This window comes from Rhodopila sp. (assembly GCF_965277165.1).
Classification (GTDB): Bacteria; Pseudomonadota; Alphaproteobacteria; order Acetobacterales; family Acetobacteraceae; genus Rhodopila.
Map to the genome: position 1 here is coordinate 2,314,503 of NZ_CBDICE010000005.1, position 14,447 is coordinate 2,328,949.

Genomic DNA, 14,447 nt, shown 5'->3' on the forward strand with positions numbered 1-14,447 from the left:
ATGCGTCGCGTCGCGGTGCCGGTGGTCTTGCTGATGCTGCTTGCCGCCTGCTCGCCGGCCGCGCTGCTCAATCTGACGGCGCCGCGGGCCGGGGTGACCCGGTCGAGCGATATCGCTTACGCGCCCGGTCCCGATCACGCTCTGGACATCTATGCGCCATCACACCGATGCGCCGACGCACCGGTGGTGGTGTTCTTCTATGGTGGCGGCTGGGAGAGCGGCAGTCGCGGCGGTTACCGGTTCGTCGGCGCCAGCATGGCCGCGCGCGGGGTGGTCACGGTGATTCCGGACTACCGCCTGTATCCGACGGTGCGGTTTCCGGCGTTCATGCGGGATGCGGCCGAGGCGGTGGCGTGGACACGCGCCCATGTCGCTCAGTATGGCGGCGATCCGAACCGTCTGTTCCTGATGGGTCATTCCGCTGGCGGACAGATTGCCACGCTGCTGGCCCTGGATGGGACCTACCTGCGCGCCGACGGCGTCGATCCGCGCCAGATCAGGGGGGTGATCGGCCTTGCCGGGCCGTATGACTTCCTGCCGCTGCGCAGCCGAACGCTGAAGGCGATTTTTGGTCCGGAGACCGAGTGGCCGCGCTCACAACCGATCAATTATGTTACATCGGCGGCGCCGCCGATGATGCTGGCGGCGGGTACTGCCGACGATACCGTTGACCCCGGCAACACCACGCGGCTGGCGGCTCGGCTGCGGCAGGACGGGGTGGCGGTGGACGAGCATCTGTATCCTGGCCTGGGCCACAAGCTGCTGATCGGCGCGTTCGCTTCGGTGCTGACGTCGTTTGCCCCGGTGCGGCGCGACACGCTGCGGTTCATCGCCGCGCACAGCGGTGCCGGCGCCGGTTGCGTTGAAGCCGGGCGATGACGATCGTGCTGATCGTCGGCGTCAGCCTGCTGCTCTCGGCACTGATGATGCTGGCTTGGGCGGTGCAGCGCCGGTTCGGCAACGCCGGCTGGGTGGATGTGGTCTGGAGCTTTGCCCTCGGCCTGGCTGGGGTGATCTATGCGCTGGTGCCGGCGCCGGCCATCGCCTGGCCGGGACCGCGCCAGATCCTGGTCGCCGCACTGGTTGCCATCTGGTCGGCGCGGCTGGGTTTCCACCTGCTGCAGCGCACGCGCAACGGGCCGGAGGATGTGCGCTACGCCGCGTTCCGCCGACAATGGGGCGCGGGTTTCGAGCGCCGATTGTTCTGGTTCCTGCAGATCCAGGCGGCGGCGGCGGCGTTGCTGGCGATCTCGATGCTGCTGGCAGCGCGCAATCCGCGCCCGCTGGGGATGATGGACGCCGCCGCCCTGGCGGTGCTTGGCGCGGCGATTGCGGGCGAGGCGGTGGCCGATGCGCAGATGCGCCGGTTCCGCGCCGTACCGGCCAATCGTGGCAAGGTGTGCGACACGGGGCTGTGGCGCCTGTCGCGTCATCCGAACTATTTCTTCGAATGGCTGGGCTGGGTCGCCTATCCGCTGTTCGCGATCGGGTCCGGCAGCGCGGTCGCCTGGCTGGCGTTTTCCGGCCCGGCCTTCATGTATTGGCTGCTGGTCCATGTGTCCGGCATTCCGCCGCTGGAAGAGCGGATGCTGCACTCCCGCGGCGAAGCTTACCGCGCCTACCAGGCGCGCACGCGGGCGTTCCTGCCATTGCCTGTTTCGAGGAAAGCATGAACCTGGTTGCAGCCGCCGCCGGCGCGGTGGAACGCCTGCCGTTGCCAGACGCGGTGACGCGGGCCGGGATCGCCTTGCTGGTGGAGCGGACCGGTCGCCGGCTCGATCGGGCCGATCCGGACGCGGAACGCAGTTTCGCGGCGGCCATGGCCAGCTTCCCGATTGCGGAACGTCCGGACGCGGCCAACGCGCAGCATTATGAGCTGCCGCCGGAATTCTTCGCGCTGATCCTGGGGCCGCGGCGGAAATACTCGTGCTGTCTGTACGACGAGGCGGAAACGCTTGCCGACGCCGAGGAGCGCGCGCTGGCGGAAACCGCGGCGCATGCCGACCTGGCTGATGGCCAGCGGATCCTGGAGCTTGGCTGCGGCTGGGGGTCGTTGTCGCTGTGGATGGCAGAGCGTTATCCGGGTAGCGATATCGTTGTTATATCGAACTCAGGTCCGCAGCGCGGCTTCATTGAAACCGAGGCGGCGCGGCGCGGGCTGGCGCGTCTGCGGGTGGTTACGGCGGATATGAATGATTTCGACGCGGGCCAGCGGTTCGACCGGGTCGTTTCGGTTGAAATGTGGGAGCACATGTCGAACTGGCAAGCGCTGCTGCGGCGGGTGCGTGGTTGGGTGGAGCCCGATGGCCGCCTGTTCCTGCACGTCTTCAGCCATCGCAGCATGCCCTATCGTTTCGATCATGGCGATGCGTCGGACTGGATCGCGCAGCACTTCTTCACCGGCGGGATCATGCCGAGCCACGGGCTGATACGCCACCTGGACAGCGAATTCATGGTGGAAGCGGAATGGCGCTGGAGCGGGGTCCACTACCGCCGCACGGCCGAGGACTGGCTGGCTAATTACGATGCCAATGCGCCGGCGATCGAGCGTATCCTGCGCGAGGTCTATGGCCGTGACGCGATGCTGTGGAAGCGACGCTGGCGGTTGTTCTTCCTGGCGACGGCGGGGCTGTTCGGCGCAAGAAACGGTGCCGAGTGGGGCGTCAGCCATTATCGGTTGAGGCCCGATGGTCGGCGCGGGCCCCATGATCGGGGGCCCCATGATCAGCCAGGGCCGGAGTGAAATTCCTTGGATCGGTTCGGGCCTACTCGGCGCACGAGGATCCGGCGGCCGCGGCGTGCAATTTCATATCCCTGGTGATCGGCTGGAACGGTCCGTTCTATCCGGTGTATCTGATCGCGCTGGCCGGACGCTCGATCGGCGCGGCGGCGCTGCTGACGATGCTGGCCACGCCGTGCTTCCTGGCGATCCCCTGGCTGGCGCGGCGGTCCTCTTGCGCCGGGCGGCTGGGCTTGCCGCTGGTGGGGACATTGAACACGCTGTGGTGCACCAAGCTGCTGGGGTCGGCGACGGCGATGGGCCTGTTCCTGCTGCCGTGCATCGCGCTGGCCACGCTGCTGTTCCGACGGCGTGAGCGGGGCTGGCTGGTGCTGGCGGTGGCGGTTCCGCTCGCCGCGGGTCTGATCCCCGGGGCGATGTTCGATCCGCCGCTGATCGCGCTCTCCCCGACCGCGAGCGCGCGGGTGGCGTCGCTCAATATCGGCAGCGTGGCGACACTGACCGTGCTGCTGACGCTGCAATTCGCTGGTCTGCTGCGTCGGCTGGAGATCAGGTAGCGATCAGCGCTGAACGTGGTGATTTTGCAGCTGGGCCTGGGATTGCTGGTTCACCGGCAGGCTGTTCCAACTGACGATGGCCTTGATCCCGATGGCGACCAGCAATATCAGCGCTACCAGAGTCGCCTTGCTGTAACCGGACAGGTGCAGCATCCGGTTATCCTGTTCGGCGCACCAGCGTTGGCAAAATTCCCTGGTCGGGTACGGAGCCTCGTACACCACATCGAGGACTACGTCGTCCGGGGCGCCGGCCCGGGTGTTGAGTTCGGCCATGATGCGGTCGCGCCCCTTGGCCTGCAGGCCTTGTCGCCACGCTGTCTCTGGACCCATCGTCAGTTCCCGTGATCTGATCCGGGCGTGGTAGCGTTTGTTGCGCCGAGATTCCAGGATTCAATGCGGCATGGCGTTTCGACGCGGCCCGTGACGTGACGGCGCAAGCCTGTCAACCTGTCGATACCCACAAATCAACCCCCGCGAGGCAGTTATGTCGCTTAAGAATACACCTGATCCGGCCGTGCGCGAGGCCGTTGTCAAGCAAGACCTTGGCAACGTGCTGCATCCGATTGTTCAGCATAAGTTGCTGGAATCGAAGCAGATGGTAGTTACCGGGGGGCAGAACGCGACGGTATTCGACGCCGATGGCACGCCCTATCTGGACGCGATGGCGGGGCTTTGGTGCGTAAACATCGGCTATGGCCGCAGCGAACTCGCCGAGGTTGCGGCCGAGCAGATGCGGCAATTGTCATATTTTCCGCATACCGCGATGAACCTGCCGGCAGCAGCCCTGGCGGAGAAGATCAATGGGTTGGCGGGTGGCGGGTATCACACCTACTTCGTCAACTCAGGATCGGAGGCGAACGAAGCCGGCTTCAAGATCGCTCGGCAGTATATGAAGCACGAACATCCCGGGGAAAACCGGTTCAAGACGATCAGCCGATATTTCGCCTATCACGGCACCACGCTGGCCACCCTCGATGCCGGCGGGATGGGCGAGCGCAAAGCCAAGTTCGAGCCGTTTTCGGGCGATTTCGTGCATGTCGCGCAGCCATATTGCTACCGCTGTCCGTTCGGCCTGAGCTATCCAAGCTGCGGCTTGGCCTGCGTCAAGAACATGGAGAACACCATTCTTGGCGAAGGCCCGGAATCGGTGGCCGAGGTGATTGTGGAGCCGGTGATGAGCGGGGTCGGGGTCGCGGTGCCGCCGGACGAATATCTGCCGGAGGTGGAAAGCCTGTGTCGCAAATACGGTATCCTGCTGCACGTCGATGAGGTGATCAACGGCTTCGGCCGTACCGGAAAGATGTTCGGATTCCAGCATTACGGCGTGTCACCCGACATCGTCGCCATCGCCAAGGGCATATCGAGTGCGTATCTGCCGATCGCGGCGACGGTGGTGAGGAACAGCGTGTTCGACAGTTTCTATGGCGATGCGGCGGAGAACCGCCAGGTCGGGCAGGTCAACACCTATGGCGGCCATCCGGTGGCCGCGGCCGTCGCCCTGCGCAACATCGAAATCCTGCAGGAAGAGCAACTGGTGGATCGGTCGGCGGCGGTGGGGGCCTATCTGCTCGACGGGCTGCGCACGTTGACGCAGCATAAGTTCGTCGGTGATGTCCGCGGCAAGGGGCTGCTGCTGGGTTTGGAACTGGTGAAGGATCGCGCCACGAAGGAGCCGGTGGGTCCGGGGCAGATCGGCGCGATCGTCGATTTCTGCCGTGACGATGGGCTACTGGTCGGCCGCGGTGGCGGCGGGCGGCGCTATGGCAACACCATCACGCTGTCGCCTCCATTGGTGATCACCCGCGCTGAATGTGATCGCATCGTCGATGCGCTGGACCGGGCGCTGGGGACGCTTGATCTCGGTGGGTAGCCGGGGGGTCAGCCTATAGCTTATCGCCAAGCTTGGGTTGGGCCGGCTTTTTCGAGCGGGAGCGTGCCGGCTTTGCCCCGGGTTCGGCGAGGCGCCGCGCCTCCCCGATCAGCGGGATTTTCAGTTGGGGGTCGGGCGGCGCGGCGGCGGTGTTGCCCCGAGCTTCCGCCTGTTGCTGATGTTCGAGGATCCGGCGGCGGTGATCCCGCGCCGCTTCCGAGATTGCGGCCATTTCGACCTCCTGGCGCATTGCTCTACCGGGAGACGATAACCTAGGAAGCGCGTTTGCGCGAAGGCCTATGCGGCGTGGCGGCGGGCTTTTCAGGCTTGGCCTTGGCGGTGGCTTTCGCCGCCGGCTTGGCGTCGGCCTTGGTCGCGGCGGCATCGTCGCCCAGGCTGCGCTTCAGCGCCGCCATCAGGTCGATGACGTTGGTCTGGGCCGGTTCGGGGGTTGCCTCTTCCTCGATCCCTTCGCCCTTCAACTTGGCGTCGATCATCTCACGCAGCCGGGTTTCGTAGCGGTCCTCGAGATCGGACGGGTCGTAGCGGCCGGTCTGACGGTCGATCAGTTGGGTCGCCAGCTTCACCATCTCGGGGTCGGTCTTGATCGCCGCGGCGTCGTCGAACATGGTTTTCGCATCGTTGATGTCGCGTTGCTCGAACAACGTCTGGGCGACCAGGCCGCCCTGCATCGGGCGCAGCGCGATGGTGCGCTCGCGCTGGCCGATGACCACCCGAGACAGTGCGGTGCGGCCGGTTTTCTCGATCGCCTCGAGCAGGACGGCGTAAACGTCGCGGCCGGTCTGGCCGTCCGGGACCACATAGTAGCTGGCGTCGTAGTAGATCGCGTCGATCGAGTCGGCTTCGACGAATTTCTCGACCGTCATGGTCTCGGAACTGTCGACCTTGACGCTGTCGAAATCCTCGTCGGTCATCAGCAGGTAGGTGTTCTTCTTGAACTCGTAGCCCTTGACCAGATCGCGGCGTGACAACGGTTTCTCGGTTTCGGAGTCCTGGGTGACCATCTGGATGCGGTTACCGGTCTCGGGGTTGATCAGATGAAACCGGATCGCGGCGCGGTCGTGCTTGGCGTTGTAAAGGGCGACCGGGCAGGAAACCAGGGCGAGGCGGAGATGGCCGCGCCAGATCGGACGCTGTGCCATCAGACCAGCCCCCGAGGCGGTAGCCAGGCTTGCCGCCGGACCTGGGCTTCGCCGCTGAACTCGGCGTCGGCGGCATTGTCGTGCACCGCATCCTGGATTCGGGTGAGATCGACGCCGAGGTCGTCCTCGATGTCCGCGAGCGCGCCTTCCAGGCGCCAGTTGTTGGTGGCGCGCTGGGCGAGCCGCACCTGACGCCTGGCAAGCTTCAAGGCGTCGACTGCCCGTGCGACAGGATCCCGATCGACCGGATCACGTGCAACCGGGTCGTTGGCGAGGCTGGATAACTCCATGACAAAATATTTCATGCGAAGCGCGGGTGGAGGCAAGGCGGCGTTGGAGCCGGATCAGCGATTCCGGTTGGACGATTGACCCGGCAATCAAGATGTGGATTTAACTTCAGCGGACAAGTAACTCGGCGCATGTGCAATTTCGGGAGACAGGCCGCGTTTCAGCGACATACACAAGTTGGCGAGCCCAGAGGCTGAGGCGGGCTCGGACACGTCTTGTTCCCGTGGGTGGTGCCGCTGATGGGGAGCGGGTGTCATTGATGGGGTCCTGGGACGGGTCCTGGGGCGGGTCCTGGGGCGGGTCCTGGGGCGCGGCGGCAGTTCGCGGTGGTCGGGCCAGCAAGATGTTCCAATCGGTTGTCGTTTCGATGATTTCCTCGGAAATGTCGGAACCGTAGGTCAGGCCGCCGCGCAGGGTGTGTCGGCGTCAAAGATGAGGGGGCGGCGGTTCAGGCGCGTCGGCACTGGCTGGAGCGGCGTCGATTGGTTTCAAGTGCGGTTGGCGCCGATCGGTTCAGGGCCGATTTCGCGCCGGGCGGAAGATCGCCGCGCGAACAGTGGACCATGTTTCCGGCGCAATCAGCTGCTACGGGAAGAATTGAGCCGGTCTGATCACGCCCGGGGCGGCCAAACCTGGCCCGCGATGGGCAGAAGAAGTCGTTGTTCAGGGTGGCTGCGCCGATTATGGAAGCAGATGTCCGGGCGGATGCCCCCAACCGAGAAAATTGCCGCGAACGCAAGGAGTCTCAATGCTCGATGTCCCTGCCCTGATGCCGCTGGATCGCCCGCAGCAGGATCTGCGGCGGGTCGGCATTCACCCGGCCCACTGGTATCCGGTTGCCTGGTCGTCGGAGCTCAAACCGGGGAAAACCTATGCCGCGCAGTTCGCCGGCCAGCCCGTTGTGCTGGCGCGCCCCAAGGGGGCGGCGGTGTTCGCGCTGGAGGATCGCTGCGCGCACCGCCAGGTGCCGCTGTCCAAGGGTGTGGTGGACGGCTGCGCGCTGCGTTGCTGCTATCACGGCTGGACCTATGACGGTGCCGGGCGGTGCGTCGACGTGCCTTATCTCGGCAAGGGCAGGCTGCCCAATGGCGTGCGGTCCTATCCGTGCCGGGAGCAGGACGGGATGATCTTCATCTGGCCGGGCGACCCGACGGCGGCGGGGCCGCTGCCGCCGCTGGGTTCGGGGGCCGACCCGGCGTTCAAGACGCGGCGATTTGGCCGCCGGGTCGCCTGTCACTACACCTTCATGCACGAGAACCTGATGGACATGAACCATCAGTTCCTGCATCGGCGGCAGATGGGGCAGATGGCACCGCGTTATCTGGAGCGGCGCAAAGGTCCAGGCTGGCTGGAGTGCGACTACAGCTTCGCGCGGACCAGCGGGAGGCAGCCGTTGGGAGAGGCAGCGATCGTCGGCCTGCGGCGCGGAGGTTCCAAGGAGCAGCGCGACCTGATGACGATCCGCACGCAGTACCCGTATCAGACCCTGAAGATCTGGACCAGCGGCGACGATCCGGTGATGGATCTGTGGATCGTCTACGTCCCGATCGACGAGGCCCAGCGCAGCAACCGCACGTTCGGCATGCTGTCGGTGCGGCGCCCGAAGATCCCCGGCTTGCTGGACATGGCCTGGCCGATTCTGATCTGGTTCACTGAACGGATCTTCGCCGAGGACCGCGCCATCGTGGAGATGGAACAGGCCGCGCACGACCGACAGGGCGCGGACTGGAATCAGGAGGTGTTTCCGCTGATCCGCGACTTGAGGGAGACGCTGGCCGAGAATGGCCGAGCGTTGCCGTAGCGTCGCGGCATGATGCACGCGCCGTTTCGATCACGCCGCGATCGTGCTGGCGAGACCACCATGATGCTGGTTCGGTGAGCGCTGGTTCGTCATTGGCGACCGATGCTGCGACCGATGCGGCGTTGCTTGCCGTCGGCTGCGTGACGGCGGCCGACGTGCCGACCCGCAGCGTGATTATTACTGGTGGGTCGTCGGGCATCGGCCGCTGCACCGCCGTGCTGTTTGCGCGCCACGGTTGGCGGGTAGGCCTGATCGCGCGCGGCGAGGCCGGTTTGGCGGCGGCCGCCGCCGATGTCCGGGCCGCCGGTGCGCGGGCCGCCGTCGCGGTGGCCGACGTCACGCTCAGCGCGGCGCTGCGGGCGGCGGCTGATGCGATCGTGGCCGAACTGGGGCCGCCGGTTGTCTGGATCAACTGTGCCGGGAACGGCGTCTATGGCCGGTTCAGCAGCGTGTCGGAGGCGCAGTTCGACCAGGTGACCGCGGTCACCTATGGCGGCACGGTGAATGGCTGCCGGGTGGCCTTGGCGCTGATGGCACCGCTCGGCCGCGGCACGATCGTGAACGTCTGCTCGGCGGTGGCCTTTCATGGTTTGCCGTTGATGACGTCCTATGCCGGGGCCAAATCGGCGGTGCGCGGGTTTGCTCAGGCGCTGCGGGCGGAGTTGCGGATCGAGCGCAGTCCGATCCGGGTCAGCACGATCTTTCCCCCGGCAGTGAACACGCCGTTCTTTTCTCATGCGGTATCCCATATGGGCTGGCCGGCACGCCCGGTGCCGCCGGTGTATCAGCCGGAGATCGTGGCCGCCGGCATTCATCTGGCGGTCAGCCTGGGGCGGGCCGAGATGGTGATCAGTGGCACCGCGGCGGCGTTCTCGCTGGCGGCGAGGGTCTCGCCGGCGCTGGTGGCGTATCTGATGACGCGTCTGGGGCTAGACGGCCACGTCACTCGTGATCCGGAGGCGTCGCGGCTGCAGCAGCCGACGCTGTTCGCCGCATCGGAGGATGCATCGCCGATCCACGGGCCGTTCGGCCGTCATGCTCGGCGGCGCAGCGTTCAGCTTTGGCTGTGGCGGGCGGGATCGGCGGGGGCGAAACTGGGACGGCTGGCGCGGGCGGCGGGCCGGCGGGTCAGGGTCCGGCCAGCGTCTCGGTAGCGGACCAGACCCGATCCATCAGAGCGGGGTTCTGCACAAGGCGGTTGGGCGGGACGACCCGGCGTTGCTTGACGTAGGCGCCGGTGATGGCGCGGAAATCGGGCGAGAGGGCAACGTGTAATGGGGTGTCGGCGCCCTGCTGTTCGGTGAGCAGGAACGGCGCCATGGCACGCCATGCCAGCCCGATCGGTCCGCGGGCGCGCACCAGGCCGGTTGCCACCATGCCGGGGTGGACCACGTTGGCGGTGACGCCGGTGTCCTGCAGCCGGCGCGCCCATCCGATGGTTGCCATGGTCAGGGCCAGCTTGGACTGGCTGTAGGCATGCACCATTCCCCAGCGCCGGTTGCCCTCGAGGTCGGTGGGATCGATCCGCGCATGGTCGGAGGTGGAGGAGCCGACGTTGACGATGCGGGCCCCGGTTGGGGTGTTCGGGGCGGTGATTGGGGCTTTGTCGGCGGCGGCGCGCAGCGCGGGGATCAGCGCGCGGGTGAGCACGAATGGTGCGAGGTGGTTGACGGCGATGACGTGTTCGTGGCCCTCGGCGGTCTGCTGGCGGCGGGTGCGGAACGCGCCGGCGTTGTTCACCAGCACATCGATCGCCGGGAAGCGTTCGGTAATTCGGGCGGCGACCTGGCGGGTGGCGAGCAGCGATGACAGATCGGCGGTCAGCAGTTCGGCCTGGGCGGTGGGGACGTGGGTGGTGAGCCAGTCGATGGCGGCGTGGCCGCGCTGGGGGTCTCGGGCGATGATCACCACGCGGTGGCCGGCGGCGGCCAGGCCTGAGGCGATCCAACGGCCGATGCCGCCGGTAGCCCCGGTTATGACGCTGACCGGCATGGCGGGGGATGTTTGGGGGGATTGGGCATTGGGGTGTCGGTGGGGTTGGGGGTTGGCGGGTGGTGGGGCAGGCGCTGTTCGGGCTCATGCTTCCGGCCCGTTGCCGGTCTGGGTGATCGACGGCCGCGACGCCCCGGGCGAAAAACCGGGTTGCCGTCGCGCCCTCAGGCAAGTCGGGTAGTCTTAAGTGCTAATGCGACAATTTCCAGGGCGGTCAGGTTGAACCGGCGGGAAGCGTGGTCGCTGTCGAAACCGATGACGTCTCCATTCACATCAAAGTTCAATTTTACCCCGTTGGCGAGCGTGAGTTCCTCGGGGCCGGATTCGGACTTCAGCGCGATGTAGAATCTATCGGTGTCCGGGTGGTGATGCAGCCTCATGGCGGAGAGTGTCCGATCTTCTGTGTAAGCAGTTCCGTGGCCATGGTTCGTATCACTCGGTCAGCTACCTGACCGAGTGATACGCCTGAAAAACCTAGGGGTGATCAACGACCTCATGGAATTGCTCAATCCCTTCACCGACCTCGTGATCTGCAACCCGCGCAAGCTCAGCTATCCCGAGCCCCACAGAATTGCACTGATGGCTGCCGGCCATCTGCAGGGGGGCCATGGCATTCTTGGGACTTTCCCCGAAGCAGTGCGCCCGATGATCCGGCAACATCTGATGAACAGCCGCGCCACCTGGTGGAACCCCTCAACAATCTGGGATGCTTTGCCTCAGTGCTGCACGACCACCATCCCGTGCCCCTATACTTCCTGTTATTGCAGACGACTGCAATTGAGGGATTGGAAGTTTGCCAAGCTCAAAGATTGGCGGCGCATCGCAACGCGCTACGACTGCTGCGCCCACACCTTCTTATCCGCCATTTGCATTGCCGCCGCCATGTTGTTCTACCTGTAGTGATTGAGTCCGGAGCCTAGCCTTCCCGAAGGATCGGAATACCACTTTGATATTAGGCGTCCAGATTGTAACAGACTTGAACCGGAGAGGCGCTGCTCGTATGAACGCAAGGTAGACATCCTGCTGATGTCATATCAATATCAACTGGGACGCGCCGAACTTGCGCCTCAGCCGGCGTAAAAGCGCCAGGTCAGACGAACGCGTCAAATAATGGTCCCCAAAAAACGAGAGCGATGTACCCATGGCAGGTGACCTCTCGCACCGAATGCCATCGCTTCAACGTCTCCATTGTCAGCCCCGCCATAGCGTTGCAGACGTCTGCAAATCCAGCGGGCCAATCGGCCACCATCGATTTGCAGACGTCTGCAATAATGTAGTTCGCCCCGTCGGAGTGGATTTGGAGTCGTATCAACGAACGTGGTTTTGTCGTGGCTCGGCCATATCCCCAAGTATAGTGGCGATCGACGCACCCATCGAGAAATCATCGCCAGCGTGGCGTTGGGTGTATTTCTGCCAGAAGCAGCCCTGTCAGAAGGGGCAATTTCTCGACGGCGTGACAACGTCCGGTGACGACCGCCTTCCGAGCCAGCTCGCGTCTGGCACCTGCCTCTTGTTGCACCCAGTGGGCGATCGTCGAATACTGACGGTGTGGCGCCGGCGCGCAGCAAAGCGACCTCACGCCGCTTGTTGATGAGCGGCACGCGCCGCTTCGGTGGCCCAATGCCCAGCTCCATGGAGGAAGATCGATGTCATTCTACCGAGGTATGACCTGCGAGAACGTGACCATCAGCGGCGACAAAGGAATGCCTATAACCGCTTACGTCGCCAAGCCATCCGGTCCTGGCCCGTTTCCGGGCGTCGTGCTTGTGCACCATCTTCCAGGCTGGGACGAGGTGTACATCGAGACGACCCGCCGGTTCGCGCATCACGGCTATCTCGCGATCTGCGCTAACCTCTACCAGCGAGAGGGAGGGGGCAGCGACGGTAACCCCGACGACGTCGCCGCAAAGGTGCGCGCCGAGGGCGGCATTGCCGACTCCCAGATGGTCGGCGATACCGAAGCCGCTGTGAAATGGATGCGCGCACAGCCCGATAGCAACGGCAAGGTTGGCCTGATAGGCTCCTGCTCGGGCGGCCGACACGCCTTCATCTATGCATGCCAGCGCAAGGATATCGATGCCTGCGTCGAGCAATGGGGTGGCCGTGTGGTGATGGGCCCGGAGGAGTTGAACGCCAAAACACCGGTCGCACCGATCGATATGACAACGGACCTGAGCTGCCCGCTGCTCGGTCTCTTTGGCAACGACGACCGGGCGCCGAGTCCGGAACAGGTGAACCAGCACGAGGCGGAACTCAAGAAACATGGAAAGATCTATGAGTTCCACCGGTATGACGGGGCCGGCCACGGGTTCTTCTATTGGCACCGCCCGCTGTACCGGCCCGAACAGGCGATGGACGGCTGGAACAAGATATTCGCGTTCTTTGGCAAGTATCTCTCGAAGTAGGAGGCTAGGACATGTGCACGTCCATCATCGAGATCGCACGCGCGGAGGGCATGGCAAAACGCGGGGACTCATGGTTTCCGCTAACGCAGGCGGTGGTCGCATACGACCACGCGCGCCATGCGCCACTGAGCGACGTCATCACGCTCGACTTCCTCAACGCGGGCCTCGGCCCCGAGGCGAGGGCTGGGATTGAACTGACACTGGAGACCGCGAAGGAACTGCGCGTCGCGCTAGACCGAGCGATTGCCGCCGCCGATTTCGAGGAGGCGGAGGTGCGAGGCAAGGGCGCTGCGCCCCGACTGGTTCGGGCAGCGTAATCTGCCGGATACGTCAGAGACCACGCGAGAGGTTACGTCTGGATCACCCTTCTTTCAACAACCGGGTGCTAGTGCGGCGCTAAGTCGCGGGCACCCGGCGAGCCAATCCAGTCTCATTGGCAACGCCTCAGCGAAATGTGCTGCGTCAGGCGTCATGGCGTAGCGGGCGAACGTGACGACGCTTATTCCCCCGCTCGTCGCGATCCGTAGGGGCCGCCGGGTGCTGAAGAACCGAGAAATAGCGCACCTTCGCCGGGCATCGGATTGACAGGACGGTGACCCGGCAAAAAGCGCGTGAGCGCAAGCTCAGCCAACGGTGAAGGAAAAAACCTCCCAAAGCCGCGTTGCAGTCAGATCGGTCGTCGTGATCAAAGACCTGCCAGGGGGGCACCACAAGGAAATGCTCACGCGGGATGGCAGCGAACGCAGCGATTACGCGGTTTGAGCGCACATGGGCGATGTATCGCAGTTCCTCGGCGAATGCCGAGCGCATCTCCGTAATGTCCAAAGCACTTCTCCAACGGTTCACGGTCGGAGAGGCGCTTTAAATTGGCTGACACGGACAGGCAAAATTTTTGCAGAGTCATGTCCGCATGGAACGTCGAGGTGCGCCTTAGTTCATGATGGAAGTAACTGAACTTGCACCACAGGGGATCGCCGATGCGGCGGACTCTGCAGCTGCTGTCTCCCGCGCGCTAGCGAAGCTGTCTGGCGATGACCTGTTGCGATTGCAAGCTCTGGCGCGCCTGCGCGCGAGCGGGCTTCCCGAATGGCGTCAGCTGGTCTGATTTAGTGCATGAGGCCCTCGCACGCGCGTCGGACGGATCGCGGCAGTGGCCTCCCGGTGTGCCGCTCCTCGTCTTCTTGGCGGGCGCAATGCGAAGTATATGCAATGAAATCTGGCAACGGCAACGGCGCAAAGCCGAACTCATAGCCTTCGGAAAGAACTGTAAAGCGGAGTTCCATGAGGTCGTCTGCCCAGCACCGGATCAGGAACGTGTGCTAGCCGCCAGCGAAGCCTTAGCCGCACTTTATCGACTGTTCACTGGAGACAGCGTTGTATTGCGGATCATATCAGGTCTCGCAAACGGGCTTTCAGCAGCGGATTTTCGTGCGACGCATGGTCTTTCGCCGGTTGAATATGACAGTGGCCGCCGACGTATACGGCGCGCGCTGCTCCGGGTTGGATTGTTCCGGAGCGCTCCATGACCAAGACGACATCGACCCTCTGGAATCCGGAGGAAGATCTGACGTCGCTGTTGGACGCTCTCACAGAAGAAATCCTGTCCGCTACGGACCGCGACGTTGCCTTAT

15 protein-coding genes and 1 pseudogene are annotated in these 14,447 nt (G+C 64.6%); 10 read left to right on the forward strand and 6 right to left on the reverse strand.

Annotated elements, in window-relative coordinates:
- The 4 genes from ACQY4Y_RS11415 to ACQY4Y_RS11430 are packed head-to-tail and all read left to right on the forward strand — an operon-like array spanning nucleotide 1 to nucleotide 3,297.
- Entirely contained in the window at nucleotides 1-879 is an 879-nt protein-coding gene (locus ACQY4Y_RS11415) for an alpha/beta hydrolase (protein WP_428490670.1), read from the forward strand.
- Nucleotides 876-1,673 (forward strand): DUF1295 domain-containing protein, encoded by a 798-nt coding sequence (locus tag ACQY4Y_RS11420; RefSeq protein WP_428490671.1) that lies wholly within the window; start codon nucleotides 876-878, stop codon nucleotides 1,671-1,673. The genes ACQY4Y_RS11415 and ACQY4Y_RS11420 overlap by 4 nt, the downstream gene beginning before the upstream one ends.
- Nucleotides 1,670-2,743 (forward strand): SAM-dependent methyltransferase, encoded by a 1,074-nt coding sequence (locus tag ACQY4Y_RS11425; RefSeq protein ID WP_428490672.1) that lies wholly within the window; start codon nucleotides 1,670-1,672, stop codon nucleotides 2,741-2,743. Before ACQY4Y_RS11420 ends, ACQY4Y_RS11425 begins: the two co-directional genes overlap by 4 nt.
- On the forward strand, nucleotides 2,740-3,297 hold the full coding sequence (locus ACQY4Y_RS11430; protein WP_428490673.1) for a hypothetical protein: 558 nt from the start codon (nucleotides 2,740-2,742) through the stop codon (nucleotides 3,295-3,297). Before ACQY4Y_RS11425 ends, ACQY4Y_RS11430 begins: the two co-directional genes overlap by 4 nt.
- Before the next feature lie 3 nt (nucleotides 3,298-3,300).
- On the opposite strand, the gene ACQY4Y_RS11435 is transcribed toward ACQY4Y_RS11430, so the two are convergent.
- Nucleotides 3,301-3,627 carry a hypothetical protein gene (locus ACQY4Y_RS11435; RefSeq protein ID WP_428490674.1) on the reverse strand — a complete coding sequence of 109 codons (327 nt, stop codon included), beginning with the start codon at nucleotides 3,625-3,627 and terminating at the stop codon, nucleotides 3,301-3,303.
- Nucleotides 3,628-3,811: 184 nt separating this feature from the next.
- Between ACQY4Y_RS11435 and ACQY4Y_RS11440 the strand changes: the two genes are divergently transcribed.
- On the forward strand, nucleotides 3,812-5,167 hold the full coding sequence (locus ACQY4Y_RS11440) for an aminotransferase (protein WP_428490675.1): 1,356 nt from the start codon (nucleotides 3,812-3,814) through the stop codon (nucleotides 5,165-5,167).
- A 13-nt stretch (nucleotides 5,168-5,180) separates the two neighbouring features.
- On the opposite strand, the gene ACQY4Y_RS11445 is transcribed toward ACQY4Y_RS11440, so the two are convergent.
- The 3 genes from ACQY4Y_RS11445 to ACQY4Y_RS11455 are packed head-to-tail and all read right to left on the reverse strand — an operon-like array spanning nucleotide 5,181 to nucleotide 6,620.
- Entirely contained in the window at nucleotides 5,181-5,399 is a 219-nt protein-coding gene (locus tag ACQY4Y_RS11445) for a hypothetical protein (protein WP_428490676.1), read from the reverse strand.
- Nucleotides 5,400-5,439: 40 nt separating this feature from the next.
- On the reverse strand, nucleotides 5,440-6,330 hold the full coding sequence (locus tag ACQY4Y_RS11450) for a Ku protein (RefSeq protein ID WP_428490677.1): 891 nt from the start codon (nucleotides 6,328-6,330) through the stop codon (nucleotides 5,440-5,442).
- Nucleotides 6,330-6,620 (reverse strand): hypothetical protein, encoded by a 291-nt coding sequence (locus tag ACQY4Y_RS11455; RefSeq protein ID WP_428490678.1) that lies wholly within the window; start codon nucleotides 6,618-6,620, stop codon nucleotides 6,330-6,332. The genes ACQY4Y_RS11450 and ACQY4Y_RS11455 overlap by 1 nt, the downstream gene beginning before the upstream one ends.
- Before the next feature lie 746 nt (nucleotides 6,621-7,366).
- Here ACQY4Y_RS11455 and ACQY4Y_RS11460 point away from each other — a divergent pair.
- The gene (locus tag ACQY4Y_RS11460; RefSeq protein WP_428490679.1) at nucleotides 7,367-8,419 is read left to right on the forward strand and encodes a Rieske 2Fe-2S domain-containing protein; all 1,053 of its coding nucleotides are present in this window, start codon (nucleotides 7,367-7,369) and stop codon (nucleotides 8,417-8,419) included.
- 74 nt (nucleotides 8,420-8,493) lie between these two features.
- Complete coding sequence (locus tag ACQY4Y_RS11465; protein ID WP_428490680.1) at nucleotides 8,494-9,573, forward strand: SDR family oxidoreductase; 1,080 nt, start codon at nucleotides 8,494-8,496, stop codon at nucleotides 9,571-9,573.
- On the opposite strand, the gene ACQY4Y_RS11470 is transcribed toward ACQY4Y_RS11465, so the two are convergent.
- The gene (locus tag ACQY4Y_RS11470; RefSeq protein ID WP_428490681.1) at nucleotides 9,548-10,411 is read right to left on the reverse strand and encodes an SDR family NAD(P)-dependent oxidoreductase; all 864 of its coding nucleotides are present in this window, start codon (nucleotides 10,409-10,411) and stop codon (nucleotides 9,548-9,550) included. The genes ACQY4Y_RS11465 and ACQY4Y_RS11470 overlap by 26 nt on opposite strands.
- Before the next feature lie 164 nt (nucleotides 10,412-10,575).
- Nucleotides 10,576-10,791 (reverse strand): DUF2283 domain-containing protein, encoded by a 216-nt coding sequence (locus ACQY4Y_RS11475; RefSeq protein WP_428490682.1) that lies wholly within the window; start codon nucleotides 10,789-10,791, stop codon nucleotides 10,576-10,578.
- A gap of 412 nt (nucleotides 10,792-11,203) precedes the next feature.
- On the opposite strand from ACQY4Y_RS11475, the pseudogene ACQY4Y_RS11480 reads away from it, so the two are divergent.
- From ACQY4Y_RS11480 to ACQY4Y_RS11490, 3 genes and pseudogenes are all read left to right on the forward strand, one after another.
- Nucleotides 11,204-11,311: pseudogene (locus ACQY4Y_RS11480) on the forward strand (IS5/IS1182 family transposase); the annotation flags it as partial.
- Between the two features lie 746 nt (nucleotides 11,312-12,057).
- Nucleotides 12,058-12,816 carry a dienelactone hydrolase family protein gene (locus ACQY4Y_RS11485; protein WP_428490683.1) on the forward strand — a complete coding sequence of 253 codons (759 nt, stop codon included), beginning with the start codon at nucleotides 12,058-12,060 and terminating at the stop codon, nucleotides 12,814-12,816.
- Between the two features lie 11 nt (nucleotides 12,817-12,827).
- Nucleotides 12,828-13,133 carry a DUF6295 family protein gene (locus ACQY4Y_RS11490; protein WP_428490684.1) on the forward strand — a complete coding sequence of 102 codons (306 nt, stop codon included), beginning with the start codon at nucleotides 12,828-12,830 and terminating at the stop codon, nucleotides 13,131-13,133.
- Nucleotides 13,134-14,447: the final 1,314 nt, after the last annotated feature.